Source organism: Cryobacterium flavum (assembly GCF_900103805.1).
GTDB lineage: Bacteria > Actinomycetota > Actinomycetes > Actinomycetales > Microbacteriaceae > Cryobacterium > Cryobacterium flavum.
Genome location: NZ_FNIB01000013.1, coordinates 35079 through 60888 on the forward strand (window position 1 = coordinate 35079; position 25810 = coordinate 60888).

The 25810-nt window shown below is 65.9% G+C and carries 22 protein-coding genes and 1 tRNA gene; 21 read left to right on the forward strand and 2 right to left on the reverse strand.

Annotation, left to right across the window (positions count from 1 at the left end):
* Positions 1-7: 7 nt before the first annotated feature.
* Positions 8-80: transfer RNA gene (locus BLS91_RS16045), tRNA-Glu, on the reverse strand.
* Between the two features lie 371 nt (positions 81-451).
* Here BLS91_RS16045 and BLS91_RS16050 point away from each other — a divergent pair.
* Complete coding sequence (locus tag BLS91_RS16050; RefSeq protein WP_158252769.1) at positions 452-1687, forward strand: M23 family metallopeptidase; 1236 nt, start codon at positions 452-454, stop codon at positions 1685-1687.
* The gene (locus tag BLS91_RS16055; protein ID WP_241983058.1) at positions 1680-3056 is read left to right on the forward strand and encodes a C40 family peptidase; all 1377 of its coding nucleotides are present in this window, start codon (positions 1680-1682) and stop codon (positions 3054-3056) included. Before BLS91_RS16050 ends, BLS91_RS16055 begins: the two co-directional genes overlap by 8 nt.
* Before the next feature lie 185 nt (positions 3057-3241).
* Here BLS91_RS16055 and ppa read toward each other — a convergent pair whose 3' ends face one another.
* On the reverse strand, positions 3242-3733 hold the full coding sequence (gene ppa, locus BLS91_RS16060) for an inorganic diphosphatase (protein WP_092341769.1): 492 nt from the start codon (positions 3731-3733) through the stop codon (positions 3242-3244).
* A 44-nt stretch (positions 3734-3777) separates the two neighbouring features.
* On the opposite strand from ppa, the gene tilS reads away from it, so the two are divergent.
* The 19 genes from tilS to BLS91_RS16150 all read left to right on the forward strand — a co-directional run bounded on the left by tilS (position 3778) and on the right by BLS91_RS16150 (position 25740).
* Complete coding sequence (gene tilS / locus BLS91_RS16065) at positions 3778-4749, forward strand: tRNA lysidine(34) synthetase TilS (protein ID WP_092341770.1); 972 nt, start codon at positions 3778-3780, stop codon at positions 4747-4749.
* Between the two features lie 31 nt (positions 4750-4780).
* Positions 4781-5353, forward strand: coding sequence for a hypoxanthine phosphoribosyltransferase (gene hpt, locus BLS91_RS16070; protein WP_092341771.1), 573 nt, complete (start codon positions 4781-4783; stop codon positions 5351-5353).
* Between the two features lie 83 nt (positions 5354-5436).
* Positions 5437-7446, forward strand: coding sequence for an ATP-dependent zinc metalloprotease FtsH (gene ftsH, locus BLS91_RS16075; protein ID WP_092341772.1), 2010 nt, complete (start codon positions 5437-5439; stop codon positions 7444-7446).
* Between the two features lie 6 nt (positions 7447-7452).
* Complete coding sequence (folE, locus tag BLS91_RS16080; RefSeq protein ID WP_092341773.1) at positions 7453-8022, forward strand: GTP cyclohydrolase I FolE; 570 nt, start codon at positions 7453-7455, stop codon at positions 8020-8022.
* Entirely contained in the window at positions 8019-8876 is an 858-nt protein-coding gene (gene folP / locus BLS91_RS16085; RefSeq protein ID WP_092341774.1) for a dihydropteroate synthase, read from the forward strand. The genes folE and folP overlap by 4 nt, the downstream gene beginning before the upstream one ends.
* Positions 8869-9231: a dihydroneopterin aldolase gene (gene folB, locus BLS91_RS16090; RefSeq protein WP_092341775.1), complete on the forward strand. Its 363-nt coding sequence runs from the start codon at positions 8869-8871 to the stop codon at positions 9229-9231. Before folP ends, folB begins: the two co-directional genes overlap by 8 nt.
* Positions 9228-9761 (forward strand): 2-amino-4-hydroxy-6-hydroxymethyldihydropteridine diphosphokinase, encoded by a 534-nt coding sequence (folK, locus tag BLS91_RS16095; RefSeq protein WP_092341776.1) that lies wholly within the window; start codon positions 9228-9230, stop codon positions 9759-9761. The genes folB and folK overlap by 4 nt, the downstream gene beginning before the upstream one ends.
* On the forward strand, positions 9758-10240 hold the full coding sequence (locus BLS91_RS16100) for a DUF3180 domain-containing protein (protein ID WP_092341777.1): 483 nt from the start codon (positions 9758-9760) through the stop codon (positions 10238-10240). Before folK ends, BLS91_RS16100 begins: the two co-directional genes overlap by 4 nt.
* A complete protein-coding gene (locus BLS91_RS16105; protein ID WP_241983059.1) occupies positions 10233-10790 on the forward strand; it encodes a PH domain-containing protein in 558 nt (185 codons plus the stop codon). The genes BLS91_RS16100 and BLS91_RS16105 overlap by 8 nt, the downstream gene beginning before the upstream one ends.
* Positions 10787-12460 (forward strand): PH domain-containing protein, encoded by a 1674-nt coding sequence (locus BLS91_RS16110; protein ID WP_092341778.1) that lies wholly within the window; start codon positions 10787-10789, stop codon positions 12458-12460. The genes BLS91_RS16105 and BLS91_RS16110 overlap by 4 nt, the downstream gene beginning before the upstream one ends.
* Positions 12457-13218, forward strand: coding sequence for a Rossmann-like and DUF2520 domain-containing protein (locus BLS91_RS16115; protein WP_092341779.1), 762 nt, complete (start codon positions 12457-12459; stop codon positions 13216-13218). The genes BLS91_RS16110 and BLS91_RS16115 overlap by 4 nt, the downstream gene beginning before the upstream one ends.
* Positions 13215-14087: a pantoate--beta-alanine ligase gene (gene panC / locus BLS91_RS16120; protein ID WP_092341780.1), complete on the forward strand. Its 873-nt coding sequence runs from the start codon at positions 13215-13217 to the stop codon at positions 14085-14087. Before BLS91_RS16115 ends, panC begins: the two co-directional genes overlap by 4 nt.
* A 50-nt stretch (positions 14088-14137) precedes the next feature.
* Positions 14138-15664 (forward strand): lysine--tRNA ligase, encoded by a 1527-nt coding sequence (gene lysS / locus BLS91_RS16125; protein WP_092341781.1) that lies wholly within the window; start codon positions 14138-14140, stop codon positions 15662-15664.
* Entirely contained in the window at positions 15664-15807 is a 144-nt protein-coding gene (locus BLS91_RS20025; RefSeq protein ID WP_158252770.1) for a hypothetical protein, read from the forward strand. Before lysS ends, BLS91_RS20025 begins: the two co-directional genes overlap by 1 nt.
* A gap of 26 nt (positions 15808-15833) precedes the next feature.
* Complete coding sequence (locus tag BLS91_RS16130) at positions 15834-16013, forward strand: hypothetical protein (RefSeq protein WP_092341782.1); 180 nt, start codon at positions 15834-15836, stop codon at positions 16011-16013.
* Between the two features lie 6 nt (positions 16014-16019).
* Positions 16020-17483: a cardiolipin synthase gene (cls, locus tag BLS91_RS16135; protein ID WP_092341783.1), complete on the forward strand. Its 1464-nt coding sequence runs from the start codon at positions 16020-16022 to the stop codon at positions 17481-17483.
* Positions 17484-17650: 167 nt separating this feature from the next.
* On the forward strand, positions 17651-20176 hold the full coding sequence (locus tag BLS91_RS16140; protein ID WP_092341784.1) for an ATP-dependent Clp protease ATP-binding subunit: 2526 nt from the start codon (positions 17651-17653) through the stop codon (positions 20174-20176).
* Positions 20177-20287: 111 nt separating this feature from the next.
* Positions 20288-20803, forward strand: a complete 516-nt coding sequence (locus BLS91_RS16145; RefSeq protein WP_092341785.1) for an amino-acid N-acetyltransferase — start codon at positions 20288-20290, stop codon at positions 20801-20803.
* Between the two features lie 197 nt (positions 20804-21000).
* On the forward strand, positions 21001-25740 hold the full coding sequence (locus BLS91_RS16150; protein WP_092341786.1) for an ExeM/NucH family extracellular endonuclease: 4740 nt from the start codon (positions 21001-21003) through the stop codon (positions 25738-25740).
* Positions 25741-25810: the final 70 nt, after the last annotated feature.

Sequence of the window (25810 nt, forward strand, 5' to 3'; positions counted from 1 at the left end):
GTTTGCGTAGCCCCAACGGGATTCGAACCCGTGTTAACGCCGTGAAAGGGCGCCGTCCTAGGCCGCTAAACGATGGGGCCGTGAGCCACAAAGTTCATGGCTGCCGAAGAGTAAGCATACGGTCTTGTGGAGAGAAGGCCAAATCGGCGCGCGCAGCATCCGCTCGATTGGTTAATTGTTTTCGACGCCGGTTCGCACCGCGCCAGCAAATGAGCGGGCCAGCGGGCATTTCGCGGGTTAGATTCACCGGTAAGACTGGGTGAATCGTGCCCAGCTTGTTACTCTGAAGAGTCTGCTTCGGCGCACGTGGCGACTGCTATAAGCCTGTTGGGAAACAATGATTCGTACCAGAACCGTGACCGGCCTTAGGACTGACCCGCCCGCCCGCCGCTTGCGTGTAACCAATCGCTGGCCCAGGCACACCCTGGCGCTGACCAGCATCATGGCTGCCATGACTCTACTGATCACCCTGGTGAGCCCCGTCGCGCCCGCCCGCGCCGTCGATTACCCCTCCTGGCAGGACCTGCAAAACGCCAAGGCGAACACCGCCTCGGCGGCCGCGCAGGTCACCGCTATCGAGAATCTCATTGCCGGCCTACAGGTGCAGGTACAAGAGACGCAGGCTGCAGCCGAAAAGAGTGCCAATGAACTCGAGGTGGCTCAGCAGGAATTCGACGACGCCACCCGACGTGCCGAAGATATCCAGACCCAGGCCGACGCGAGCAAGGCCACAGCGGATGCCGCGACCAAGCAAGCCGGCCAGCTCGCCGCCCAGCTCTACCGCACCGGTGGCACCGATCTCAGCGTGAACCTGTTCTTGGAGGGCCAGGGAGACGGTGCCGACGCCGACCTGCTGTTGGCCAAACTCGGCAACATGAGCAAGCTCGTTGAGCGCAGCTCCGACGTCTACGAATCGGCGCAGTCGGCCACGAACAACGCCCAGTCGCTCGGAGACCAGGCCAAAGTCGCGCAGTCCGAACGCGAGACTCTGCGCGTCGCCGCCGAGGCCGCGCTCGCCGCAGCCCAGGCTGCCGCCGAAGCAGCAGCGAACGCGCTGGCCGAGTCCGAGGCCAAGAGCGTGGAACTGGAGCAGCAGCTGCAGTTCATGCGCGACGCCCAAGCCACTACGACAGCCGGGTATGAAGCCGGAGTTGCCGAACGCGCCCGGCTTGAAGCCATCCGGGTTGCGGCTGAAGCGGCGGCAAAGGCCGCCGCTGCCGCAGCGGCGCGTGCCAACAGCGGAGGCTCCGGTGGTTCCGTGAGCATGACCGGCTGGGCCGTTCCGGCCAGCGGTCGCATCACCGGCGGCTTCGGCCCTCGGTCGGTCATCTGTAACGGTGGCCAGTGCAGCGGCAGCTTCCACTACGCCACCGACCTCGGCACCGGCTGCGGTTCGCCCATCTACGCCGCCCACGCCGGCGTCGTCACCTGGGCTGGCGTTCTCGGCACGTACGGCAACTTCGTGAAGATCAGCCACGGCGACAACGTCTCAACCGGCTACGCCCACATTCAAAACGGCGGCTATAACGTTCGTTCCGGCCAGTCAGTGTCCGCCGGGCAGATCATCGCCTATTCCGGGGATACCGGCGCCGCCAACGGCTGCCACCTGCACTTCGAAGTGTGGATTGGTGGAAACCGCATCAATCCCGTTCCATTCATGGCCGACCGGGGAGCATCACTTGGCTAAGAGCACTACAACCGCACCGAGCACCACCGCACGCGCACGGGTTCGCACCAAGTCGAAGCGGCTGCTGTCGGCGGTGGCGATGGGCGCGGTCTCGGCGGTCACAGCATCCGTTGCCGCTGCCGGCGGGGCAGCCTTCGCTGCCCCCGACTATCCGAGCTGGAATGACGTCGAAAAGGCCAAGCAGAACGAATCGACCAAGCAGGCCGAGATCGCGACTCTCGGCGAGCTGCTGAACGGGCTGGCCAGCCAGGCCGCGAGGGCCGTCACGACCGCGCAGATTGCGGCCGAGGCCTACCGAGTGACGCAGGATGCCCTGGACGCCGCTACCCTGCGCGAAACCAGCCTCAGTGAGCAGGCTGCAACGGCCGAAGCCACCGCGGCAACATCGAAGATGCGGGCCGGCCTCATCGCCGCGCACCTCGCCAAGTCTGGTGCCAGCGGTCTGTCACTCAACCTGTTCCTGAACGGCAACAGCGCGGATGACCTGCTCAGCCAGCTCGGAACGGCCAGCAAGCTGAGTGAGCAGTCGGAGCAGATCTACACCGAGGCCGTGCAGGACAAGAACGCGGCCGAGTCCCTCGGCGAGCAGGCCGCATCGGCGACAGAGGAACGCGAACGTCTCACCGAAGAGTCCAAGACCACCTTTGATGCCGCCACGGCGAGCTCGACCGCAGCCGAGGCCGCTTACAACACTCAGCAACGCAAGTCGAGCGAACTGTTCGAACAACTCGCCTTGCTCAAAGACACCACGGCCGAGGCCGAACGCAGCTTCCATGCCGGCGAAGACGCGGCCGCTGCGGCCAGCGCGCTCGCGCAGGCGCAGGCTTCCGCTGCTGCCATAGCGGATGCCGCGGCCGCGCAGGCCGTGCGGGATACCGCAGCAGCCGCCGGCTCTGGTTCAGGTGCCGGTTCTGGATCAGGTTCGGGTTCTGGGTCGGTTGCGCCGTCCGTGCCGGCAACGCCGTCCCCACCCGTCGCCCTGCCCAATGCGAGCATCGTCGACACCGCGCTGGCGTTCGCCAACGCCCAGCTCGGCGACCGCTACGTCTTCGGCGGCTCCGGTCCAGACGCCTGGGACTGCTCCGGCCTGACAAAGGCCGCCTACGCAGCGGCTGGTGTCTACATCGGAACCCACTCAGCCACGAACCAGTACAACACCATGGCCAGCCAAGGCAAGCTGGTCTCCTTCGCCCAGGTGCAGGTGGGCGACCTGGTGTTCTGGGGCAGCCCCGGCAACTATTACCACGTGGCGATTTACGCGGGGAACGGCCAGGTTCTCGAAGCGCCAAACCCCTCGTCGCGGGTGCGCGTGCACAGCATCTGGTCGTCTTGGGCTGTGGCGCCCTACGTGGGTCGCCCGGCCGCCTAACACCGCGCCGGATAGGCCGCCCGTTGGCTAATTCAGGAGATCCTCGCGGCATCGCACGATGGCTGGCGGACCAGTGCGCGCGCTGCGGCCCTTCCCGGCCGATTTCCTGAATTAGCCCCCGCGAGCAGGCCCACAGACAAAACGAAGGCCCCCTGGTCAGTCAGGGGGCCTTCGTCGGTACCGGGCTAGTGGCCCTCTGCGGCCAGCTTCGCAATGCCGTCGACCACGATCTGGTTGGCCTCTTCGGCGTCGCCCCAGCCCTCCGTCTTGACCCACTTATTCGGCTCGAGGTCCTTGTAGTGCTCGAAGAAGTGCTCGATTTCCTTGCGGGTGTACTCCGGAATGTCGAGGACATCCTGGATGTGATTCCAGCGCGGGTCGCCGGCCGGAACGGCGATGACCTTGGCGTCGCTTCCGCCGTCATCGGTCATGTTGAACACGCCGACCGGGCGCACTGAGACGCCAACGCCCGGGAACAGCGGGTAATCGAGCAGCACGAGAACGTCGACGGGGTCGCCGTCGAGGCCGAGCGTGTTCTCGAAGTAGCCGTAGTCGGTGGGGTACATGAAGCTCGTGTAGAGCACGCGGTCGAGGTACACGCGACCGGTTTCGTGGTCCACCTCATACTTGTTGCGGCTCCCGCGAGGGATTTCGATGACTGCGTCGTATTCGGCCATGGCTGGTTTCTCCCTTGATCAAAGTCTGCCGCTAACGTTACTGGATGGAATCTCCCCGCCGCCCGCGCTTGACCCCGGCCGTCGCCGACATTCGCCGGGCCGTGCGCGAGCTGCTGCCGCCGGAGGGCCTCGTCCTGGTCGGCCTGAGCGGCGGCGCCGATTCGCTCGCGCTCGCCGCCGCGACCGCTTTCGAAGCCGGGCGGTTGGGCATCCGTGCCGGCGCGGTCATCGTCGATCACAACCTGCAAACCGGGTCAGCGGATGTCGCGGCGCGGGCCGCCGAGGCCGCCAGCCGGCTGGGCCTCGACCCTGTACTGGTGCTGAGCGTGACTGTCGAGCGTGACGGGACCGGCCCGGAGGCCGCGGCACGCGTTCAACGGTACGCGGCGTTCGATACTGCCCTGGCCAAGACCGGCGCGAGCGGCGTACTGCTCGGCCACACCCTCGACGACCAGGCCGAAACCGTGCTCCTCGGCCTCGCCCGCGGCTCCGGATCGACCAGCCTGCGAGGCATGGCGGCGCGAACCGGGCCGATTCTCAGGCCGTTGCTGGGCATTCGTCGTGCCCAAACCTGGCAATTCTGCACCGATGCCGGCCTCGAGCCGTGGAGCGACCCGCAGAACTTCGACCCGCGCTACGCCCGGGTGCGGGTGCGAGAAACGGTGCTGCCGCTGCTGGAAACCGAACTCGGCCCCGGGGTCGCCGGGGCGCTCGCCCGCACCGCCGAGACCCTGCGGGAAGACTCGGACGCCCTCGACGAGCTGGCGCGCACGATGCTGCGGGAAAACTGGGCCAATGGGAAGATCGCCACGGACCTGCTGGACGCGCAGTCGGCCGCCGTGCGGCAGCGCGTGATTCGGTTCGGAGTCGAGGCGATGTGCGGCGTGTGGCTGACTCGAGTGCAGACCCTGGCCGTGGCGGCGCTGGTGACCGACTGGCACGGACAGGGAGCGCTCAGCCTGCCAGGTATTAGAGTTGTACGGCAGGACGGAATGTTGATTTTTTCCGTTCTTTGACACATCTAAAGAAAAGGACTGCACCTTTCACATGGAACCTCGCGACATTGACGGCGACCTCACCGAGATCCTGATCAGCGAGGAGCAGATTCGGGCTCGCCTGGCCGAAATGTCACGCCAGATCGAAGTCGACTACGCCGGCACCGACCTGCTGCTGGTCGGCGTGCTGAAGGGCGCGGTCATGGTCATGGCCGATCTGGCCCGCGAACTGCATCACCCGGTGACCATGGACTGGATGGCGGTCAGTTCCTACGGCTCCGGAACGCAGTCCAGCGGCGTCGTACGCATTTTGAAGGACCTCGATACCGACCTCTCCGGTCGCAACGTGCTCATCGTTGAGGACATCATCGACTCCGGCCTGACCCTCTCGTGGCTGTTGGCGAACCTGAAAACGCGCGGTCCGGCATCCATTGAGATCTGCGCTTTGCTGCGGAAGCCTGATGCCGCGCGCGTCGACATCGACGTGAAATACGTGGGTTTCAACATTCCGAACAAGTTCGTGGTGGGCTACGGCCTCGACTACGACGAGAAGTACCGCAACCTGCGCTCCGTCGGCATTCTCGCCCCGCACGTCTACTCCACCGCCGCCGCAGCCGCGCTCTAGCCACAGCCTGCACCAAGCCCCAAGTTTTCCTTTGGGCGAACACACGGCATTCCCTTGCAATCGAGCGCTAGCCTGAGGTCACCATGAACGTCAAGAAGCTACTCCGCGGCCCGATTCTCTACATTGTGCTCGCCGTCATCGCCGTCTGGGTGGGGTCAAGCCTCATCACCATGAGCGGATTCCGCGAGGTCAGCACGCAAGAGGGCCTCGGCTACCTCAAGTCGGGCAACGTCGCCGAAGCCACCATCGTCGACGGTGAACAGCGCGTCGACCTCACGCTGACCAAGGCCAGCGGTGACCTCGGCACCCAGGTGCAGTTCTACTACGTCGCCCCGCGTGGCGAAGAGATCATCACCGCGGTCACCGCCGCGAACCCCAAGGACGGCTTCACCGACGAGGTACCCCAGCCCAACTGGGTGCTCTCGGTTCTGAGCTTCCTGCTCCCCGTGCTGCTGATCGGTGCCTTCTTCTGGCTCATGATCTCGATGCAGGGCGGTGGCAGCAAGGTCATGAAGTTTGGCAAGTCCAAGGCCAAGCTCGTCTCGAAGGAAAGCCCGCAGGTCACCTTCGCCGACGTCGCCGGCGCAGACGAAGCCATCGAAGAACTCGAAGAGATCAAAGACTTTCTCAAGGAACCGGCCAAATTCCAGGCGGTCGGCGCCCGCATCCCGAAGGGCGTGCTGCTCTACGGCCCTCCCGGAACCGGTAAAACGCTGCTCGCCCGCGCGGTCGCCGGCGAGGCCAACGTGCCGTTCTACGCCATCAGCGGCTCGGACTTCGTCGAAATGTTCGTCGGTGTCGGCGCCAGCCGGGTGCGCGACCTGTTCAGCCAAGCCAAAGAGAACGCTCCCGCCATTATCTTCATCGACGAGATCGACGCTGTCGGCCGTCACCGCGGCGCCGGCATGGGCGGCGGCCACGACGAACGCGAGCAGACCCTCAACCAGCTGCTGGTCGAGATGGACGGCTTCGACGTGAAGGCGAACGTCATCCTCATCGCCGCCACCAACCGCCCCGACATCCTCGACCCCGCGCTGCTGCGCCCGGGCCGGTTCGACCGGCAGATCGGCGTCGACGCACCCGACATGCTCGGCCGCAAGCGCATCCTCGAGGTGCACTCCAAGGGCAAGCCGATGGCCGAAGGCGTCGACCTTGAAGTGCTCGCCCGCAAGACACCCGGCTTTACCGGAGCCGACCTGGCCAACGTGCTCAACGAAGCCGCGCTGCTCACCGCCCGGTCCAACGCCCAGCTCATCGACAACCGTGCGCTCGACGAAGCCGTCGACCGGGTCATGGCCGGACCGCAGCGCCGCACCCGCGTCATGCGCGACAAAGAGAAGCTCATCACCGCGTACCACGAGGGCGGCCACGCCCTCGTCGCCACCGCGATGAACTTCACCGACCCGGTGACCAAGATCACCATTTTGCCGCGCGGCCGGGCCCTCGGCTACACGATGGTGATGCCGCTCGAAGACCGCTACTCGGTCACCCGAAACGAACTGCTCGACCAGCTGGCCTACGCCATGGGCGGCCGCGTCGCCGAAGAGATCATCTTTCACGACCCGACCAGCGGCGCCTCCAATGACATCGAGAAGGCCACGGCGACCGCACGCAAGATGGTCACCGAATTCGGCATGAGCAGTGTCGTCGGCCCGCTCAAGCTCGGCCAGGGCTCCGGTGAGGTCTTCCTCGGCCGCGACATGGGCCACCAGCGCGACTACTCGGAGCGCGTCGCCGAGAGCGTCGACCGCGAGGTGCGCCAGCTGCTCGAAGACGCCCACGACGAGGCCTACGAAGTTCTGATCAAGAACCGTGTCATTCTCGACAACCTCGCCGCGCACCTGCTCGAACATGAGACTCTCGACCAGACCGCCCTGGCCGAGATCTTCGCCAACGTCGAGAAGCTGCCGCCGCGCCCGCAGTGGCTCTCCAGCGACAAGCGTCCCGTTTCCGACGTGCCGCCCATCGCCATGCCGGCCCCGAAGGCTCCCATCGACGGCGCTGCCGTTGACGGAGGCATCTCCAGCGGCGACGCCGTTCCCGCCAAACCAAAGCGCGCGCCGGCCCGCAACCCCCGCCCCGCAACCGCCTAGGCGCCCGTGGCAGTGGATAGGGCGCGCATCCAGGCGGCCGTCTCGGAGATCCTCGCTGCAATCGGCGAGGATCCGGAGCGAGTGGGCCTGGAAAGCACCCCGCGACGGGTAGCGGATGCCTACGCCGAGTTCTTCGCCGGCCTCGACCAGAACCCGCAGGACCTGCTTGCGGACTCCGTTCCGGTCGGGGAAAGCACGGGCGAACTCGTGCTGCTGCGCGACATCGCCTTTCGTTCGATCTGCGAACACCACTTGCTGCCCTTCCTCGGCATCGCGCACGTGGCCTACCTGCCAGGGGACCGCGTCGTTGGGCTCGGCCGACTACCAGCCGTGGTCGAAACCATCGCAGCCAGGCCCCAGCTGCAGGAGCGGCTCACCGAAGAGATCGCCGATGCGCTGCAGACCGGCCTTGACCCGCTCGGCGTTCTCGTCGTGCTCGACGCCGTGCACGGCTGCGTCGGCACCCGCGGCCCGCGGCAGAGCGCGAGCTCGACCGTGACCATGGCCTCCCGCGGCGCCCTGACCGATCCGACGGCTCGCGCCGAGATCATCGCGCTGATTGCGGCCGGCGGATGACGCTCATCATGGGCGTGCTCAACGTCACCCCCGATTCGTTCAGCGATGGCGGCCAGTGGGCGTCAACGGATGCCGCCATCGAGCACGGCCTGCTACTGCACGCCCAGGGCGCTGACCTGATCGACGTGGGCGGCGAGTCCACCCGGCCCGGCGCCACCCGGGTGTCGCCCGAGCAGGAACAGCGCCGGGTCATTCCCGTCGTCGCAGAGCTCGCCCGGCAGGGCCTCAAACTCAGCATCGACACGCTCAACGCCTCGACCGCCCGCGCAGCAGCGCAAGCCGGTGCGAGCGTCATCAACGACGTTTCCGGCGGACTCGCCGACCCCGGCATGGCCGCCGTCGCCGCCGACACCGGCCTCACCTATATCGCCATGCACTGGCGTGCCCACGCTCAGCAGATGGACACCCTCGCCGACTACGGCGACGTCGTCACCGACGTTGTCGCGGAACTGAGCGCCCGCGTCGACGCGCTCACCGCCGCCGGAGTGGCCCGGGATCGAATCGTGCTCGACCCGGGCCTCGGATTCTCCAAGAAGACCGAACACAACTGGCAGCTCCTCCACCGGCTCGACGCCTTCGCCGCACTCGACCTCCCGGTCATGGTCGGGGCGTCCCGCAAACGCTTTCTCGCCAGCGTGCTGCCGGTCGGTGCCCCCGTCATCGAGCGAGACCTGGCCACCGCGGTGGTCAGCGTGTTGGCCGCCCAGGCCGGCGCCTGGGCGGTGCGGGTGCACGACGTCGCGGCGACCCGCACGGCCCTGAACGTACTGGCCAGTGTTCGGCGGTCGACGCCCTGCGTCACGGAGGAATTGCCGGGACCCGCGTCGAGTCCGTCACAATGGACCCATGACTGATTCGATCACCCTCACCGGCCTGCGGGTGAACGCCCACCACGGCGTCTACGACTTCGAGAAGGAAAACGGCCAGGACTTCGTCATCGACGTCACCGTCTGGCTCGATCTGGTGCGCGCAGCGGCGAGCGACGACGTGACCCAGACCATCCACTATGGCGAACTCGCCGAGGAGGTCACGGCCGCGGCCGCGCACAACCCGGTCGACCTCATCGAAACCGTCGCCGAGCGCATCGCGGGCATCGTGCTGGCCCACCCGCCAGCCTTGCGCGTGCAGGTCACGGTGCACAAGCCGCAGGCCCCGATCTCCGTGCCGTTCACCGATGTGGCCGTGCAAATCACCCGGTCGCGGTCATGACCGGGTCAACGGAACGCGTCGTGCTCGCCCTCGGCAGTAATCTGGGCGACCGCGCGGCCACTCTGTCCGAGGCCGTGCGCGATCTGGCCGCCCTGCCCGGTGCCGCGCTCATGGCCGTCTCGCCCGTCTACGAATCGGCCGCGGTGAAACCGGGCGGCGTCGACGAGAGCGCGCCGCGCTACCTCAACGCGGTGCTGACCATCGACTACGCGGGCGACCCACATGGCCTGCTCGACGCCGTCAACGCCATCGAGGCGGAGCACGGCCGGGTACGCGCCGAACGCTGGGGCGACCGCACACTGGACATCGACCTCATCGTGTTCGGCGATCTGAGCGTCGAAGACGACCGCCTGACCCTTCCGCATCCGCGTGCAGCGGAACGAGACTTCGTCCTCGCTCCCTGGCTCGACGTCGACTCCGCAGCCGTTATCCCGGGCCGCGGTCTGGTGCGCGACCTCCTGGCCGCGACCGGCAATACGGTGCACCGGGCAGCGGATGCCGCAGACCTCGCGCTGGGTGCCGGGCAATGAAGCGCTCCCACGCGACCGGGCTGCTCGTCGTTCTGCTGATCGGCCTCGTGATCGGCTTTCTGCTCGAGATCGCCTTCGCGGCCTCCGGTGCCCCGATCGTCGTTCCGCCGGTCACCCTGCCGCTGACTCTGATCCTGCTGGGTGCGGTGGTCGTCAGCCTGGCCTGGCAGGTGCGCCAGGGCAGCCATCGCAAGGCGCTGCGCCGCATCGACCCGTTCTGGGCGATGCGCGTGGCCGTGCTGTCGAAGGCGACCTCGCTGTCGGCGTCGCTGCTGCTCGGTGCCGCCCTCGGCATCGTGCTGTACATTCTCACCCGATCGGTCGTTCCGGCGGTCACGTCCTTGTGGCTCGCGATCGGTACGGCCATCGGGGCGGCCCTCATGCTCACGGCCGGCCTGGTGGCCGAACACTTCTGCACCCTGCCGCCCGACAATGACAGGAACGGCGACACCGACGAGTCTGGAGGTACCCGTGCCTGATCCTGACCTGACCGACGTGAACCTGCCGGCAGCGCTGCCTCCGACGGCTGACCTGCCCGAGCCGTCGAAACGCCTCGAACTGGCCGACGTGGGGGAGTGGAAGCGCGTCTCCCCGAAGTACGTGCTGGTCGAGATCGTCGGCACCATCGTGAACGCCGTCGTCGTCTGCGGCGGAGCGAGCCTGCTCTGGCTGCTGCTCGATGCGACCTGGGCAATGTGGGTCGGTATCGTGGTGCTCGTCCTGTCGATCATCAACCTCATCTTCGAACCCCGGCGCGTGCGCTCCATCGGCTACCTGCTGCGTGCGGATGACCTGCTCTTTCGCCGCGGCATCCTCTTTCAACGCTTCGTCGCGGTGCCCTACGGGCGTATGCAGCTCATTGACATCACCCGCGGCCCGGTCGCCCGCTGGCTCGGCCTGGCCGATCTCAAGTTCGTGACCGCCGCGGCGACCGCCGGGGTATCTATTCCCGGCCTGGCCGAGGCCGACGCTGAAAGCCTGCGCGACCGGCTGGTGGAACTCGCGGAGAGCCGCCGGGCGGGACTGTGACCGAGCCCGCCGCTGCGGTTCCGGCGCCCCTCGCAGCACCGCGCACCGACCTCACCGACGGTGAATGGCACCGCCTGCACCCGGCGACCCCGCTGCTGCGCGGCGGAATCTTCATGGTGGCCATCATCGGCTTCATCGTGGCCAACCTGCGCGAACGCCTCATCGATCTGTTCATCGGCGAAGAGAATTACGGCGGCGATCCGATCGACGAGATCTACCAGCGCGGGGCCACCGGCTGGGCGTTGCTCATCATCGCCGGCATTCTGCTGGTCATCCTCGTAGCCTTTTATTTGTCCTGGCGCATGCACACCTTTCGTGTGAACGGCGAAGTCGTCGAAGTGCGCAGCGGCCTCGTTTTTCGCAGTCACCGCAAGGCCCGCCTCGACCGGGTGCAGGGCGTCAACCTCGCCCGGCCGTTGATTCCCCGCCTGTTCGGTGCCGCCCGACTCGAAATCACCGTCGCCGGGCAAGATGGCAACGTGCAGCTCGCCTACCTCGGCTCGAAACTAGCGGATGACCTGCGCCGCGACATCCTGCACCTCGCCTCGGGCCTGCGCCAGGCCAGGCAGCCCGGCACGGCACCCGACGCACCCGGCGCCCTCGCGGCCGCCGCACAGCCCCTGCCCGGTGACAGCGCCGCGCCACCGCTGATCGGCCCGCCCACCGCCCACTCCGCCCTCGGCGACTTCGCAACCGCGCGCTTCAACGAGTTTCGGGCGCCGGAACTGGACCCGGATGCCGCCCCACCGGAGTCGATCGTGCGCATTCCGCCGGGGCGGCTGATCGGGTCGGTCGTGCTGAGCGGCTTCACCGTCTTTCTCCTGCTGGCCGGTGTCGGCCTCATCATCAGCGTGATCGCCGGCAGCAGCGGCTGGGTGCTCGTAGCCGTGCTGCCCGGCCTCATCGGCAGCGCTGGATACTACTTCTCCCGCATCACCAAGACGTTGCGATTCAGCATCGCGGGCACCACCGACGGAGTGCGCGTCGGCTACGGGCTGCTCTCGACCAGCAGCCAGACCCTGCCGCCCGGGCGCATCCACGCCATCAAGGTGTCACAGCCCATTCTCTGGCGCCGTTTCGGATGGTGGCAGATCAGCATCAACACCGCCGGGCAGACGTCCGGCCGCAGCAGTGGCGCGGTGACGAGCACCACCCTGCTGCCGGTCGGCACCCTCGCCGACGTCGAAAAAGTACTGCAACTGGCGCTTCCCGGGTTCGACACCGACGCCCACCGTGCCCTGGTCGAAAACGGCATGCTCGGCGGCCGCAAACGTGACGCCGGCCTCGCCGATTTTTACAGCAACGCCCCAGCGCGGGCCGTCTGGCTGCGCCCGTTCTCGTGGTGGCGCACCGGCTGGGCCGTCTCTGGCCCGGTGGCCCTGATACGTCGCGGCGTGCTGTCGCGCGACCTCATTCTGGTGCCCCTCGCACGCATGCAGGGAGTGCGCATCAGCCAGGGCGCCGTTCGGCGCCGACTGCGCCTCGCTTCGGCCGACCTGCACACGGTCGCCGGACCGGTCAGTGCGTCGCTCAGCGTCATCGACGTTGAAGAAGCCCTCGTCTTGTTCGAGTGGATGTCGACGGGCGCGGTGCGATCGGCCCTCGCCGATACCAGTCACCACTGGAGTCGGACTGCGACTCCAGTGCCAGCCACGGAGGCCACCGAATGAACGCCAAACCGGGACGCCTCGGCGTCGGAATCATCGGCGCCGGCCACGTCGGCCCCATTCTCGGAGCAGCCCTCGCTGGCGCCGGCCACGCCATCGTCGGCATCTCCGCGATCTCGCAGGCCAGTCGAGACCGCGCCGAAGCCATTCTGCCGCTCGTGCCGATTCTGCCCGTGCCCGAGGTCGTCGAACGCAGCGAACTGGTCATCATCGCCGTGCCCGACGCCCAGCTGGAAAGCCTCGTGCAGGGCCTCGCCGCGACCAACACCTGGCAGCCCGGCCAACTCGTGCTCCACACCTCCGCCCGCTACGGCACCGCGGTGCTCGCGCCCGCGCAGGCCGCCGGCGCGATTCCGCTCGCCATCCACCCAGCCATGGCCTTCACCGGAACGAGTCTCGACCTGGCCCGCCTCGCCGACAGCTACTTCGCCGTGACCGCGCCAGGCCCGGTGCTGCCGATCGGGCAGGCGCTCGTCGTGGAGATGGGCGGCGAACCGCTCATCGTCGCCGAGGCGGACCGCACCAGCTACGCCGAAGCCATCCAGATCGCCACCGCCTTCTCTAGCTCGATCGTCGAGCAGGCCACCCGGCTGCTCGACGGAATCGGCCTCGAGCATCCGGGGGCTATTCTTGGTCCGCTGTTGCGCTCCGCGATGGAAAACGCCCTCGGGCGCACGAGCCCCGAACGACTGGACCTGGCCGGGTTCGACCAGATCGAGCAGCGACAGCATCCGTTTGATGACGACCGGGAGGTCGAATGAGTACCATCGAAGTTCTCAGTACCATTGCCGAACTGCACGACCGTCTGGGGCAGGCCCGCGACCGTGCGGCGCTGACCGGCGGAGACACGCGCATCGTGCTGGTGCCGACCATGGGGGCGCTGCACGCCGGACACCTCGCGCTGGTGCGGCGGGCACGCGCGCTCGCCGACATCGTGGTGGTGTCGATCTTCGTGAACCCGCTGCAGTTCGGCGCTGGCGAAGACCTCGACAGCTACCCGCGCACCCTCGACGCCGACCTCGCTGCGCTGGCGGCCGAGAACGTCTCGTTCGTGTTCGCGCCGAGCGCCCGCGAGATGTATCCGGGCGGTGCCAGCGACACCCGGGTGACCACCGGCCCGGTCGGCTCGCTCTACGAGGGTGCCGCGCGCCCCGGCCACTTCGACGGCATGCTCACCGTCGTGGCAAAACTACTGAACATCGTCACACCGGATGCCGCGGTGTTCGGCCAAAAAGACGGCCAGCAGGCGTTTTTGGTGCAGCGGATGGTTGCCGATCTCAACGTGCGCACGGTCATCGAGGTCGTCGAGACCGTACGCGAACCGAGTGGTCTGGCCCTGTCGAGCCGCAACCGCTATCTCGACGACGCCGGGCACACGGCGGCGCAGGCCCTGTTCGCTGGGCTCAGCGCGGCGGTGGAGGCGGCGCCGGCCGGCCCGACTGCTGCCCTCGCGGCTGCGAATGCGCGCATTGGCTCCCAGTCGCTTGTTAAACTGGACTATCTCGTGATCGTGCACCCACTGACGCTGTTGACGGTGCCGGGCGACTATCGCGGGCCGGCCCGGATGCTCGTGGCCGCGCGGGTGGGCGCGACCCGGCTGATCGACAACGTGTCGCTCACCCTGGGGTGAGGGGCAGCATCCGCTTTATTGTGAACAGACAGCACCAACGAAAGAAGTATATGAGCCAGAATCCCACGCCCGCCGCGACCGACGACGAGGGCTTCTCCGACGCGGAGATGAACGAGCAGAAGGCCGTGCGCCTCGGCAAACGCGACCGCCTGAACGCTGCCGCCGCGAGCCCGGCCGGCGGCGCGTACCCGGTTTCGGTTCCGGTTACCCACACAATTCCGGCCGTGCGCGCCGAATTCGGCGACCTCGAAGCGGATGCCGTCACCGGCGTCACCGTGGGACTGGCCGGCCGCATCGTGCACCTGCGCAACACCGGCAAGCTATGCTTCGCGAGCCTGCAGTCGGGTGACGGCACCCGGATCCAGGCCATGGTCTCCCTCGCCGCCGTCGGCGACGAGTCCCTCGCTGCCTGGAAGGAGCTGGTCGACCTCGGCGACCACCTGTTCGTTACCGGAGAGGTCATCTCGAGCCGCCGCGGCGAGCTGTCGATCATGGTGACCGACTGGCGGGTCGCTTCGAAGGCGCTGCTGCCGCTGCCCAACCTGCACAGTGAGCTCAGCGAAGAGACCCGGGTGCGCAGTCGCTACCTCGACCTGATCAGCCGCGAGCAGGCCCGTACCAACGTGCTCTCGCGCTCCAAAGCTGTCGCAAGCCTGCGTCGCACCTTCACCGACCGAGGCTTCATCGAGATCGAAACCCCGATGCTGCAGACGATGCATGGCGGGGCATCCGCTCGCCCGTTCCAAACCCACAGCAACGCCTTCGACACCGAGCTGTTCCTGCGTATCGCACCCGAGCTGTTCCTGAAGCGGGCTGTGGTTGGCGGCATCGACCGCGTCTACGAGATCAACCGCAACTTTCGCAACGAGGGCGCGGACTCGACCCACTCACCCGAGTTCGCGATGCTCGAGGCCTATGAGGCCTACGGCGACTACAACTCCATCGCCGACCTCACCCAGAAGCTTATTCAGGATGCCGCGTTTGCTATCGCCGGATCATACGTGGTGACCTGGGCCGACGGTACCCTGTTCGACCTCGGCGGCGACTGGGACCGCATCGGCATGTACGACAGCCTGTCGGTGGCCGCAGGAATCACTATCACGCCAGCGACACCGCTCGCCGACCTCGTTGCGCTCGCCGCGCGCGAGGGCATCGAGATCGACCACCCCATCCACGGCAAGTACGTCGAGGAACTGTGGGAGCACTTCGTCAAGGGTTCACTCGTGCGCCCCACCTTCGTTATGGACTTTCCGATCGACACCAGCCCCCTTGTGCGTGGACATCGTTCGGTGGCCGGCGTCGTCGAGAAGTGGGACCTCTACGTGCGCGGCTTCGAACTGGCCACCGGCTACTCCGAGCTCGTCGACCCGGTCGTGCAGCGCGAACGCTTCATCGAACAGGCCAGCCTCGCCGCCGGCGGCGACCCGGAGGCTATGCGCCTTGACGAAGAATTTCTGCGCGCACTCGAATACGGCATGCCGCCGACCGGTGGCATGGGCATGGGCATCGACCGTATGCTGATGGCCCTGACCGGGCTCGGCATTCGCGAAACAATTCTCTTTCCACTGGTGAAGTAATGAACTATCTGCCCGACGACGAGTTGAAGCCGGACAAGGGTGGGCGCAAGCTGTCGATGAACCGCATCGCGCTCTGGGTGATCGTCGGCGGTGTCGGGGTGTATTACCTGGGCACCGGCATGTTCGGCCTGCTCAGCAAGTAGGGCGCCTTTGCGCGTAGTCTGGGGGTGTGATTGAGAACTTCTGGGGTAACGCGCTCTTTTCGGTCGTACCCACCATTGCGCTCGGCCTGGTCTTCTGGATGCTGATGCGCTCGATCCTGCGCGCCGACCGTACCGAACGCAAGGTGTACGCCCAAATCGAAGCCGAAGAACGCGCCAGGCTCGGTCTCGACAAACCGGCCACCTAAGTACCAATGTTCGGCATCGACGGCCTGACCATCACCGTTCTGCTGGCCCTGATCGCCGACTTCTCCGTTCGCGTGGTGGCCATCATCGTGGTCCCGCGCAATCGCCGCCCGATGTCGGGCATGGCCTGGCTGCTGACCATCTTCTTCATTCCGTACCTCGGTGTGCTGCTCTTTCTGATGATCGGCTACCGCACCCTGCCGAAGAAGCGCCGCCTGATGCAGGATGAAATCAACAAGTTCATCCTCGACAGCACCGAGGGTATGGAACTGGTGAGCCGCGAGCATCCGTGGCCGAGCTGGCTCGAATCGGTCGTCGAACTCAACCGCAACCTCGGGGCGATGCCGCTCGTCGGCGACAACACGGCCAGCCTGATCAACGAATACCAGGTGGCCTTCGACACCATGATCGCCGACATCAACCTGGCCAAGAAATATGTGCACGTCGAGTTTTATATCCTCTCGCTCGATCACACCACCGCGCCCTTCTTCGACGCCCTCGAAAACGCGCACAAACGCGGCGTCAGCGTGCGGGTGCTCCTGGACCACATTCAGTCGATGCGTAAGCCCGGCTTTCGCCAGACCAAGAAACGGCTGACGGATGCCGGTATTCCGTGGCAGTTGATGCTGCCGGTGCAGCCGTTCAAGGGCAAATGGCAGCGGCCCGACCTGCGCAACCATCGCAAGCTGCTCATCGTCGACGGCCTGGTCGGATTCATGGGGTCGCAGAACATCATCGACCGCACCTACAACATGCGCAAAAACATTCGTCGCGGATTGATGTGGAAAGACTTCATGACGCGGCTGGAGGGCCCGATCGTGTCGGGACTCAACGCCATCTTCATCACCGACTGGTACAGCGAAACCAACGAACTGCTCACCCGCGACATCGAGCCGGTGCATCCGAGACCGGTAACGGATGCTCTCGACTGCCAGGTCGTGCCGAGCGGCCCCGGGTTCAAGGGCGAAAACAATCTGCGCCTGTTCCTCGCGCTGCTCTATTACGCGCAGGATCGCATCATCATCACGAGCCCGTATTTCGTGCCAGACGAATCCATCATGTATGCCATCACGACCGCCGTGCAGCGGGGGCTGCACGTGGAACTGTTCGTGTCGGAGATCGGCGACCAGGCCGTGGTGTATCACGCACAGCGCTCCTACTACGAGGAGCTATTGACCGCTGGCGTGCACATCTACATGTACAAGGCGCCGTATATTCTGCACGCGAAGCACTTCACGATCGATGACGAGGTGGCGGTCGTCGGCTCCAGCAACATGGACCAGCGCTCGTTCAGCCTCAACATGGAGGTGTCGCTCATGGTGCGCGGCCGGTCGTTCGTGCGCAACCTGCGAGCCATGGAAGACGAGAACCGGCGCAACAGCCGCGAGCTCACCCTCGAGGAATGGCTCAAGCAGCCGCTGCGCTCCACCATCCTCGACAACCTCGCCCGCCTCACGTCCGCGGTGCAATAGGCGGCCGCGCCCAGCATCCGTCACGCTGTTCCTATAAAAACAAGGCGTGACTAATGATGCTCCGCAGCATTAGTCACGCCTACGGCGAACAAACGCCCGCGAGGCGCGCAGGCTGGTTACTCTCGATGTAACGGCACCAACTGCCCTGGCGCCAAGGGAGCGATCATATGTTTGAGAGATTTACCGACCGAGCTCGTCGCGTCGTCGTTTTGGCCCAGGAAGAGGCCAAGATGCTCAACCACAACTACATCGGTACCGAGCACATTTTGCTCGGGCTGATTCACGAGGGTGAAGGCGTCGCCGCGAAGGCCCTCGAGAGCCTCGGCATCTCGCTGGATGCCGTGCGCGAGCAGGTTCAGGACATCATCGGCCAGGGGCAGCAGCAGCCCACCGGCCACATCCCCTTCACGCCCCGTGCGAAGAAGGTTCTCGAGCTGAGCCTGCGCGAAGCGCTGCAGCTCGGCCACAACTACATCGGAACCGAGCACATTCTGCTCGGCCTCATTCGCGAGGGCGAGGGCGTCGCGGCCCAGGTTCTCGTGAAGCTCGGTGCCGACCTCAATCGAGTGCGCCAGCAGGTCATCCAGCTCCTCTCCGGTTACCAGGGCAAGGAGCAGGTCGCGGTCGGTGCCAACGAGCAGGCGGCCAACACGGCCGGCAGCCAGGTGCTCGACCAGTTCGGTCGCAACCTCACCCAGATGGCCCGCGATAACAAACTCGACCCGGTCATCGGGCGCGAGAAAGAGATCGAGCGGGTCATGCAGATCCTCTCGCGTCGCACCAAGAACAACCCTGTGCTGATCGGTGAGCCCGGCGTTGGCAAGACCGCGGTCGTCGAGGGCCTCGCCCAGGCCATCGTCAAGGGTGATGTGCCCGAGACCCTGAAGGACAAGCAGCTCTACTCGCTCGACCTCGGTTCGCTCATCGCCGGCAGCCGTTACCGCGGTGACTTCGAAGAGCGCCTGAAGAAGGTCACCAAGGAGATCCGCACCCGCGGCGACATCATCGTCTTCATCGACGAGATCCACACCCTGGTGGGTGCGGGAGCCGCCGAGGGCGCCATCGACGCAGCATCCATTTTGAAGCCGTTGCTCGCTCGCGGTGAGCTGCAGACCATCGGTGCGACCACCCTCGACGAGTACCGCAAGCACTTCGAGAAGGATGCCGCCCTCGAGCGCCGCTTCCAGCCGATCCAGGTGAACGAGCCGTCGCTGGCGCACACCATCAACATCCTCAAGGGACTGCGTGACCGCTACGAAGCGCACCACAAGGTGTCAATCACCGACGGTGCCCTCGTGGCCGCGGCGAACCTCGCCGACCGCTACGTCTCCGACCGGTTCCTGCCCGACAAGGCCATCGACCTGATCGATGAGGCCGGCGCCCGACTGCGCCTGTCGATCCTGTCGTCGCCGCCGGAGCTGCGCGAATTCGACGAGAAGATCGCCGTGGTGCGTGCCGCCAAGGAGCTCGCCATCGAAGAGCAGGACTTCGAGAAGGCCGCCGGCCTGCGCGACGAGGAGAAGAACCTCCTCGGCGAGCGTCTGCGCCTCGAGAAGAAGTGGAAGTCCGGCGACGTCAAGACCACCGCGGTCGTCGACGAAGGCCTGATCGCCGAAGTGCTCGCTCAGGCCACCGGCATCCCGGTGTTCAAGCTCACCGAGGAAGAGTCCTCGCGGCTCGTCTTCATGGAGAAGGCACTGCACCAGCGCGTCATCGGTCAGGAAGAGGCCATCTCGGCCCTCGCCAAGACCATCCGACGCACCCGTGCCGGCCTGAAGGACCCGAAGCGTCCCTCCGGTTCCTTCGTCTTCGCCGGCCCCACCGGCGTCGGCAAGACCGAGCTGGCCAAGGCGCTCGCCGAGTTTTTGTTCGACGACGAGGCCGCCATGATCTCGCTCGACATGAGTGAGTACGGCGAGAAGCACACCGTGTCGCGCCTGTTCGGTGCTCCTCCCGGATTCGTCGGCTTCGAAGAGGGCGGCCAGCTCACCGAGAAGGTGCGGCGCAAGCCGTTCTCCGTGGTGCTGTTCGACGAGATCGAGAAGGCCCACCCCGACATCTTCAACTCCCTGCTCCAGATTCTGGAAGAGGGCCGGTTGACGGATGGTCAGGGTCGCGTCGTCGACTTCAAGAACACCGTCATCATCATGACCACCAACCTTGGTACCAAGGACATCTCGGGCGGACCGGTCGGCTTCCAGCTGGAAGGGGACAGCACGACCGGGTACGAGCGCATGGCCGGCAAGGTGAAAGACGAGCTGAAGAAGCACTTCAAGCCCGAGTTCCTCAACCGCGTGGACGAGATCATCGTGTTCCCGCAGCTGACCAAGCCCGAGCTGCTGCAGATCGTCGACCTGTTCATCAAGCGCCTCGGCGTGCGTCTGCTCGACAGGGACATGACCGTCGAGGTCACCGTTCCGGCGAAGGAACACCTGATCGAGGTCGGTTTCGACCCGACGCTCGGTGCTCGCCCGCTGCGTCGCGCGATTCAGCGCGAGGTGGAGGACCGCCTGTCGGAGAAAATTCTGCAGGGCGAGCTCAACGCTGGCGATCACGTGCACGTGGACTACGTCAACGGCGAGTACATCTTCACCACAACGACCCGGGTTGACCCGGTCGGCGTCGGAGTGAACACGGCCGCCGCAGTGGGGACCGGTCCGGCCACTCCCGACCTGGCCATCACGAGCGACTAGTTCTACCTGCTCGCGAGAGCGCAAAAAGTGCCCCAATGGACGTCCATTAGGGCACTTTTTGCGCTCTCGCGGGAGAAACGGGGGTGGTGGGGCGGTCAATAGACTAGGGGAGTGAAATTGGAAACGAGATACACGGTGCGCCGTGCTCGCACCAGCGACGTGCCCGGCATCGAAGCGCTTGTCGAACCGCTCGTGCAGCAGCGCATTCTGCTCGGCAAGGACCGAGTCGTGTTCTATGAGGCCGTGCAGGAATTTCGGGTGGCCGTTGACTCGTCCGGCACACTGATCGGCTGCGGCGCACTGCACGTCATGTGGGAGGACCTCGGCGAAGTGCGCACTCTCGCCGTCGACGCCGAGTGGCTCGGAGCCGGGGTCGGCTACACCATGATGCAGCGCCTCGAAGCGGATGCCCGCGACCTCGGCCTCAGCCGCCTGTTCTGCCTCACCTTCGAGGTGGGTTTCTTTACCCGCAACGGGTTCAGTGACATGGGCACCGAGACCGTCGATCCGGCCGTCTATGCCGAGCTCGTGCGCTCGCCCGATGAGGGCGTCGCGGAGTTTCTCGACCTGGCCCGAGTGAAGCCGAACACGCTCGGCAACACCCGCATGGTGAAGCGCTTGAACTAGCGAATGTCGGCGCGATCGGCCCGATCACGGCTTAAAGCGCTGCTCATAGGAGCAAAATACGCGGAGTTCACCCCCCGGACACGGGCCGTCGCTAGGCTGCGAACTATTGCACCTGCCAACCGTGGGCTGGGGGAACTTCCGATAAGCACGACCCCGGGCGCAATGACACACGCATCATTCTATGAATGAGGAGATCCATGTCATCCGCCGATCATCGCCGTACCAGGCTGGTTTTCGCCACACTACTTGGGGTGAGCCTTGCGGCCGCTCCGCTCATCGCTATGCCGGCCAGCGCCAACACCGCCGGCACCGGAGTCGTCATCAACGAGGCGTACCTGAACGGCGGCAGCTCGGGCGCGACCTACCTGAATAAGTTCGTCGAGCTCTACAACCCCAGCGACGCCGACGTGTCGCTCGACGGCACCTCCATTCAGTACCGCTCGGCCAGCGGCACGTCGAACCCCACCGGGGTCGTCGCCCTGACCGGCACTATTGCTGCCGGTGGCTATTACCTCGTGCAGGGCAGCTCGAATGCGGCAAACGGCGCAACCCTGCCCACAGCGGATGCCGCCTTCGGCACCTCCTTTGCCGCCGGCTCTGGCACGATCTTCTTCGCCAACCAGTCGACGGCACTGACGGCTCCGGCCACCGGCTCACTGACCGGCCAGACCGAGATCCTCGACCTGATCGGCTACGGCAGCTCGAACACTTTTGAAGGAACGACCGCCACCGCGGCATCCGTCACCACATCGGTGAACCGCACTGGATCTGTCGATACGGACGTCAATGCCGCCGACTTCACCGCGTCGGCCCCGACGCCCACGAACGCCGCCGGCGACACTGGCACACCGGTCGAACCCGAGCCGGACCCCGACCCGACCCCGGCGCCCGACGAACTGACCGCGATCGACGCGATCCAGGGAACTACCGACACGAGCCCGCTCGCCGGAACCGTCGTCAAGACCTCGGGTGTCGTCACGGCCGCCTACCCGACCGGCGGCTTCGACGGGTTCTACCTGCAAACCGCAGCGACCGGCGGCGAACTGGACTTCGCCAGCCACACTGCCTCGCACGGCGTGTTCGCCTACTCCAGCACGGCGACCGCCGACGTGAAGATCGGCGACCACGTTCAGGTCGTCGGCACCGTCGTGGAATTCTTCGGCATGACCGAGGTCACCTTCGGCACCGTCGACGACGTCACTCAGCTCTCCACCACAAACGTGGTCGCCCCGACCCCGGTCACTGTGGCGCTGCCGACCGGCGCAGAAGGGCGCGAAACCCTCGAGGGTATGCTGCTCGCCCCGCAGGGCGACTTCACCGTCACCAACAACTACACGACCAACCAATACGCCGAAATTGGCCTCGCCGCTGGAACGACCCCACTAGTTAACCCGAGCGTCACGGCCCTGCCCGGCTCCGCCGAGTATCAGTCGGCCCTCGCCGAGAATGCCGGCCGAGCAGTCACCCTCGACGACGGCGCCACGACGAACTACCTGGCCGCAGCGAACCAGGGCAGCCCGGTTCCGTACCTGTCGACCAGTGCACCGGTGCGCATCGGCGCCGCGGTCTCCTTCCTCTCGCCGGTCATCTTCGACTTTCGCAACGACGCTTGGAAGTTCCAGCCGGTGACAGCCCTCGTATCGTCCAATGCAGCTACCGTACAGCCGGTGACCTTCGCCGACACCCGCACGAGCGCGCCGGAGAACGTGGGCGGCGACATCCGCTTGGCGAGTTTCAACGTGCTGAACTACTTCTCGACCACGGGGGACTCGCTCGACGGTTGCCGATTCTACAACGACCGGGCCGGCGTTCCGACCACGGTGAGCAGCGGATGTGACGCCCGCGGCGCCGCCACCCAGCTCAGTTTCGAACGCCAGCAGGCCAAGATCGTCTCGGCGATCAATGCCCTCGATGCCGACGTGGTCTCGCTCGAGGAGATCGAGAACTCGGCCGCGTTCGGCAAGGACCGCGACGACGCCCTCGCCAACCTGACCGCAGCGCTCAACGCGGCTTCCGGCAGTGACGTCTGGGCGTTCGTGGCCTCGCCGGCCGCGCTTCCGGCCAGCGAGGACGTGATTCGCACCGCCTTCATCTACAAGCCCGCCGCTGTTGAAACGGTGGGGGAGTCGGTCATCCTCACCGAATCCGTCGCCTTCAATGGCCGCGCACGTGAACCACTCGCCCAGGCATTCCAGCTGGTCGGGGACGACGAGTCGAGCTTTCTCGCCATCGTGAACCACTTCAAGTCGAAGGGATCAGGCACCGGTGACGACGCCGATCAGGGTGACGGTCAGGGAGCATCCAACCCGACCCGCATCGAGCAGGCCAACGCGCTCGTAGCCTTCGCTGACCAGGTCAAGGCCGATTCCGGCATCGATCGGGTCTTTCTCACCGGCGATTTCAACGCCTACGACCTCGAAGACCCGATTCGGGTGCTACTTGACGCCGGTTACATCAACCAGGGCGACAAGAGCGGCGAGTATACGTACGCCTTCGGCGGCACTGTCGGCTCACTCGACCACGTCTTCGCCTCGCCCGAAGCGGCTGTCACGGTCGACGCCGTCGACGTCTGGAACATCAACTCGGTGGAATCGGTCGCGCTGGAGTACAGCAGGTACAACAACAACGTCACCGACTTCTACGTCGCCGACGCGTTCCGCTCGTCGGATCACGACCCGGTCGTGCTCGGACTAAACCTCGCCACGCCCACCGCTGTTGAGCTCAACCTGCTCAACGTCAATGACTTCCACGGACGCATCGACGCCAATACCGTCAAGTTTGCCGGAACCATTGAGCAGCTCCGGGCGGAATATGGCGACGCCAACTCGCTGTTCCTCTCGGACGGCGACAACATCGGCGCCTCGCTGTTCGCCTCGGCCTCGCAGAACGACCAGCCCACGATCGATGTGCTGAACGCACTCAACCTCGCGGCCTCTGGTGTGGGAAACCACGAGTTCGACCAGGGGTTTAGCGACCTCAGCGGTCGAGTGGCCGACACGGCGAACTTCGACTACCTCGGTGCCAACGTCTACAACGCGGGCACTGAAACTCCAGCCATGCGGGAGTACACCATCATCGACGTGGCCGGCGTGCAGGTCGGCGTTATCGGTGCCGTGACGGAAGAGACCCCGGCGCTTGTCTCGCCCAACGGCATCGCCAGCCTCAGCTTCGGTGACCCGGTCGCCGCGGTCAACCGCGTGGCCGCCCAGCTCACCGACGGCGACCCGTCGAACGGTGAAGCGGATGTTCTCATCGCCGAGTACCACGAGGGTGCCGGCGCGGGGATTCCCGATGGTGCCACGCCCGAGCAGGAGCTCACCGAAGGCGGCGCCTTCGCCGCAATCGTGAATGACACCTCGGCAGAGGTCGACGCGATCTTCACCGGGCACACGCACAAGCAGTACGCGTGGGACGCACAGGTTCCCGGGGCAGCTGACGGCGTGACGCGCCCGGTGCTGCAGACTGGCAGTTACGGAGAGAACATCGGCCAGGTCGTGCTCAGCTACGACATCGCCACCGGGGATACGACCACGGTCAAGAACCGGAACGTGGCCCGCTCCACCACACCCGACGCCGACCTCGTGGCCGCGTACCCGCGCGCTGCCGAGGTTCAGACGATCACGAACGCCGCGCTGGCCGAGGCCGCGGTCCAGGGCAACGTGCCCGTCGGTTCGGTCACCGCTGACATCACTCGGGCCTGCACGGGCGGAGTTGCGCCGTGCGCCGAAGACCGCATGGCTCCCTCTACCATGGGCACGCTCGTGGCAAACTCGCTGCGCGCCTCCCTGGCCGACTCCACCATCGGCGGCGCCGAGATTGGCATCGTTAACCCCGGGGGGATGCGTGCTGACCTGTCTCTTGATCCCGACGGTGTCGTGACCTACGCCGAGGCAAATGCAGTACTGCCGTTCCTAAACAATCTCTGGACCACGAGCCTCACGGGCGCGCAGTTCAAAACCGTTCTCGAGCAGCAGTGGCAGACCAACGCCGACGGCACGATTCCGAGTCGTCCGTTCCTGCAGCTCGGCCTGAGCGACAACGTAAACTACACGTTCGACGCCGACCGTGGCGCTGGCGACCGCGTGACAGGCGTCTGGATCGATGGCACCCCGATCGACCCTGCGCAGTCATATCGCATCGGTTCGTTCAACTTTCTGCTCACCGGCGGCGACAACTTCCGCGAGTTCCTGAACGGCACCGATACCCGGGACTCCGGTCTCGTCGACCGGGACGCCTGGATCTCCTACATCCAGACGAACAGCCCACTGTCGCCGTCGTTCAAGGCAAACCAGGCCTCGATCACCGGTGCCCCCACGGCGGCAGTCGACCCGGGTGACTCGGTCACTTTCACGGTCGGCCGCCTCAACCTCACCTCGCTTGGCGCTCCGAAGAACACGCAGCTCGCGCTGCGCTGGTCGGGCACCGACGTGGGGACGGCATCCGTTGATTCGACGGGTACGGCCACCGTCAGCGTCACGGTGCCGGCGGATGCGGTGGAGAACAGCATGCTCGAGATGACCGCAGCGGAGTCGGGCACGATCGTGCGGCTCGCCGTGGCGGTTTCCGTGACCGCCGAACCGGGCGATGCGCCTACCGCGGCTGGTGAGAAGGAGCTCACCAAGAAGCTCAAGAACGTGATCGACACTGACAAGAAGGCCTATCGGGCTGGTGACACGGTAGTTATTGAGGTTGGTGTCAAACACGCGGGTGAGTACGTGTCGGTGTGGGCCTACTCCAAGAAGAAAACCGACGACCTGGGCGGCTGGCTGCTCGTGAGCGCCGAGGGTACCGTGAGCGTCACGCTCGCAGACAACCTCAAGAACGGCAAATACACAGTGTCCGCACAGAACGCGGACGGTGAGGTGATCGGCTGGACCGATGTGAAGGTCGACAAGGCCAAGAAAGCACCGAAACCGCCCAAACACGGGCACCACTAAACAGAGGGCACCGGAGTGCCCGTTCGCAGTCTTTCGATTGCGAGCGGGTCTTTCCGGCAGCAATTACCGC

Coding starts and splice junctions, on each gene's coding strand:
- BLS91_RS16100 (WP_092341777.1), top strand. CDS start 9,758: ATGAAGCGCTCCCACGCGACCGGGCTGCTCGTCGTTCTGCTGATCGGC.
- BLS91_RS16140 (WP_092341784.1), top strand. CDS start 17,651: ATGTTTGAGAGATTTACCGACCGAGCTCGTCGCGTCGTCGTTTTGGCC.
- hpt (WP_092341771.1), top strand. CDS start 4,781: ATGGAACCTCGCGACATTGACGGCGACCTCACCGAGATCCTGATCAGC.
- lysS (WP_092341781.1), top strand. CDS start 14,138: ATGAGCCAGAATCCCACGCCCGCCGCGACCGACGACGAGGGCTTCTCC.
- ftsH (WP_092341772.1), top strand. CDS start 5,437: ATGAACGTCAAGAAGCTACTCCGCGGCCCGATTCTCTACATTGTGCTC.
- folP (WP_092341774.1), top strand. CDS start 8,019: ATGACGCTCATCATGGGCGTGCTCAACGTCACCCCCGATTCGTTCAGC.
- folK (WP_092341776.1), top strand. CDS start 9,228: ATGACCGGGTCAACGGAACGCGTCGTGCTCGCCCTCGGCAGTAATCTG.
- tilS (WP_092341770.1), top strand. CDS start 3,778: ATGGAATCTCCCCGCCGCCCGCGCTTGACCCCGGCCGTCGCCGACATT.
- cls (WP_092341783.1), top strand. CDS start 16,020: ATGTTCGGCATCGACGGCCTGACCATCACCGTTCTGCTGGCCCTGATC.
- ppa (WP_092341769.1), bottom strand. CDS start 3,733: ATGGCCGAATACGACGCAGTCATCGAAATCCCTCGCGGGAGCCGCAAC.
- BLS91_RS16150 (WP_092341786.1), top strand. CDS start 21,001: ATGTCATCCGCCGATCATCGCCGTACCAGGCTGGTTTTCGCCACACTA.
- panC (WP_092341780.1), top strand. CDS start 13,215: ATGAGTACCATCGAAGTTCTCAGTACCATTGCCGAACTGCACGACCGT.
- BLS91_RS16050 (WP_158252769.1), top strand. CDS start 452: ATGACTCTACTGATCACCCTGGTGAGCCCCGTCGCGCCCGCCCGCGCC.
- BLS91_RS16115 (WP_092341779.1), top strand. CDS start 12,457: ATGAACGCCAAACCGGGACGCCTCGGCGTCGGAATCATCGGCGCCGGC.
- BLS91_RS20025 (WP_158252770.1), top strand. CDS start 15,664: ATGAACTATCTGCCCGACGACGAGTTGAAGCCGGACAAGGGTGGGCGC.
- folB (WP_092341775.1), top strand. CDS start 8,869: ATGACTGATTCGATCACCCTCACCGGCCTGCGGGTGAACGCCCACCAC.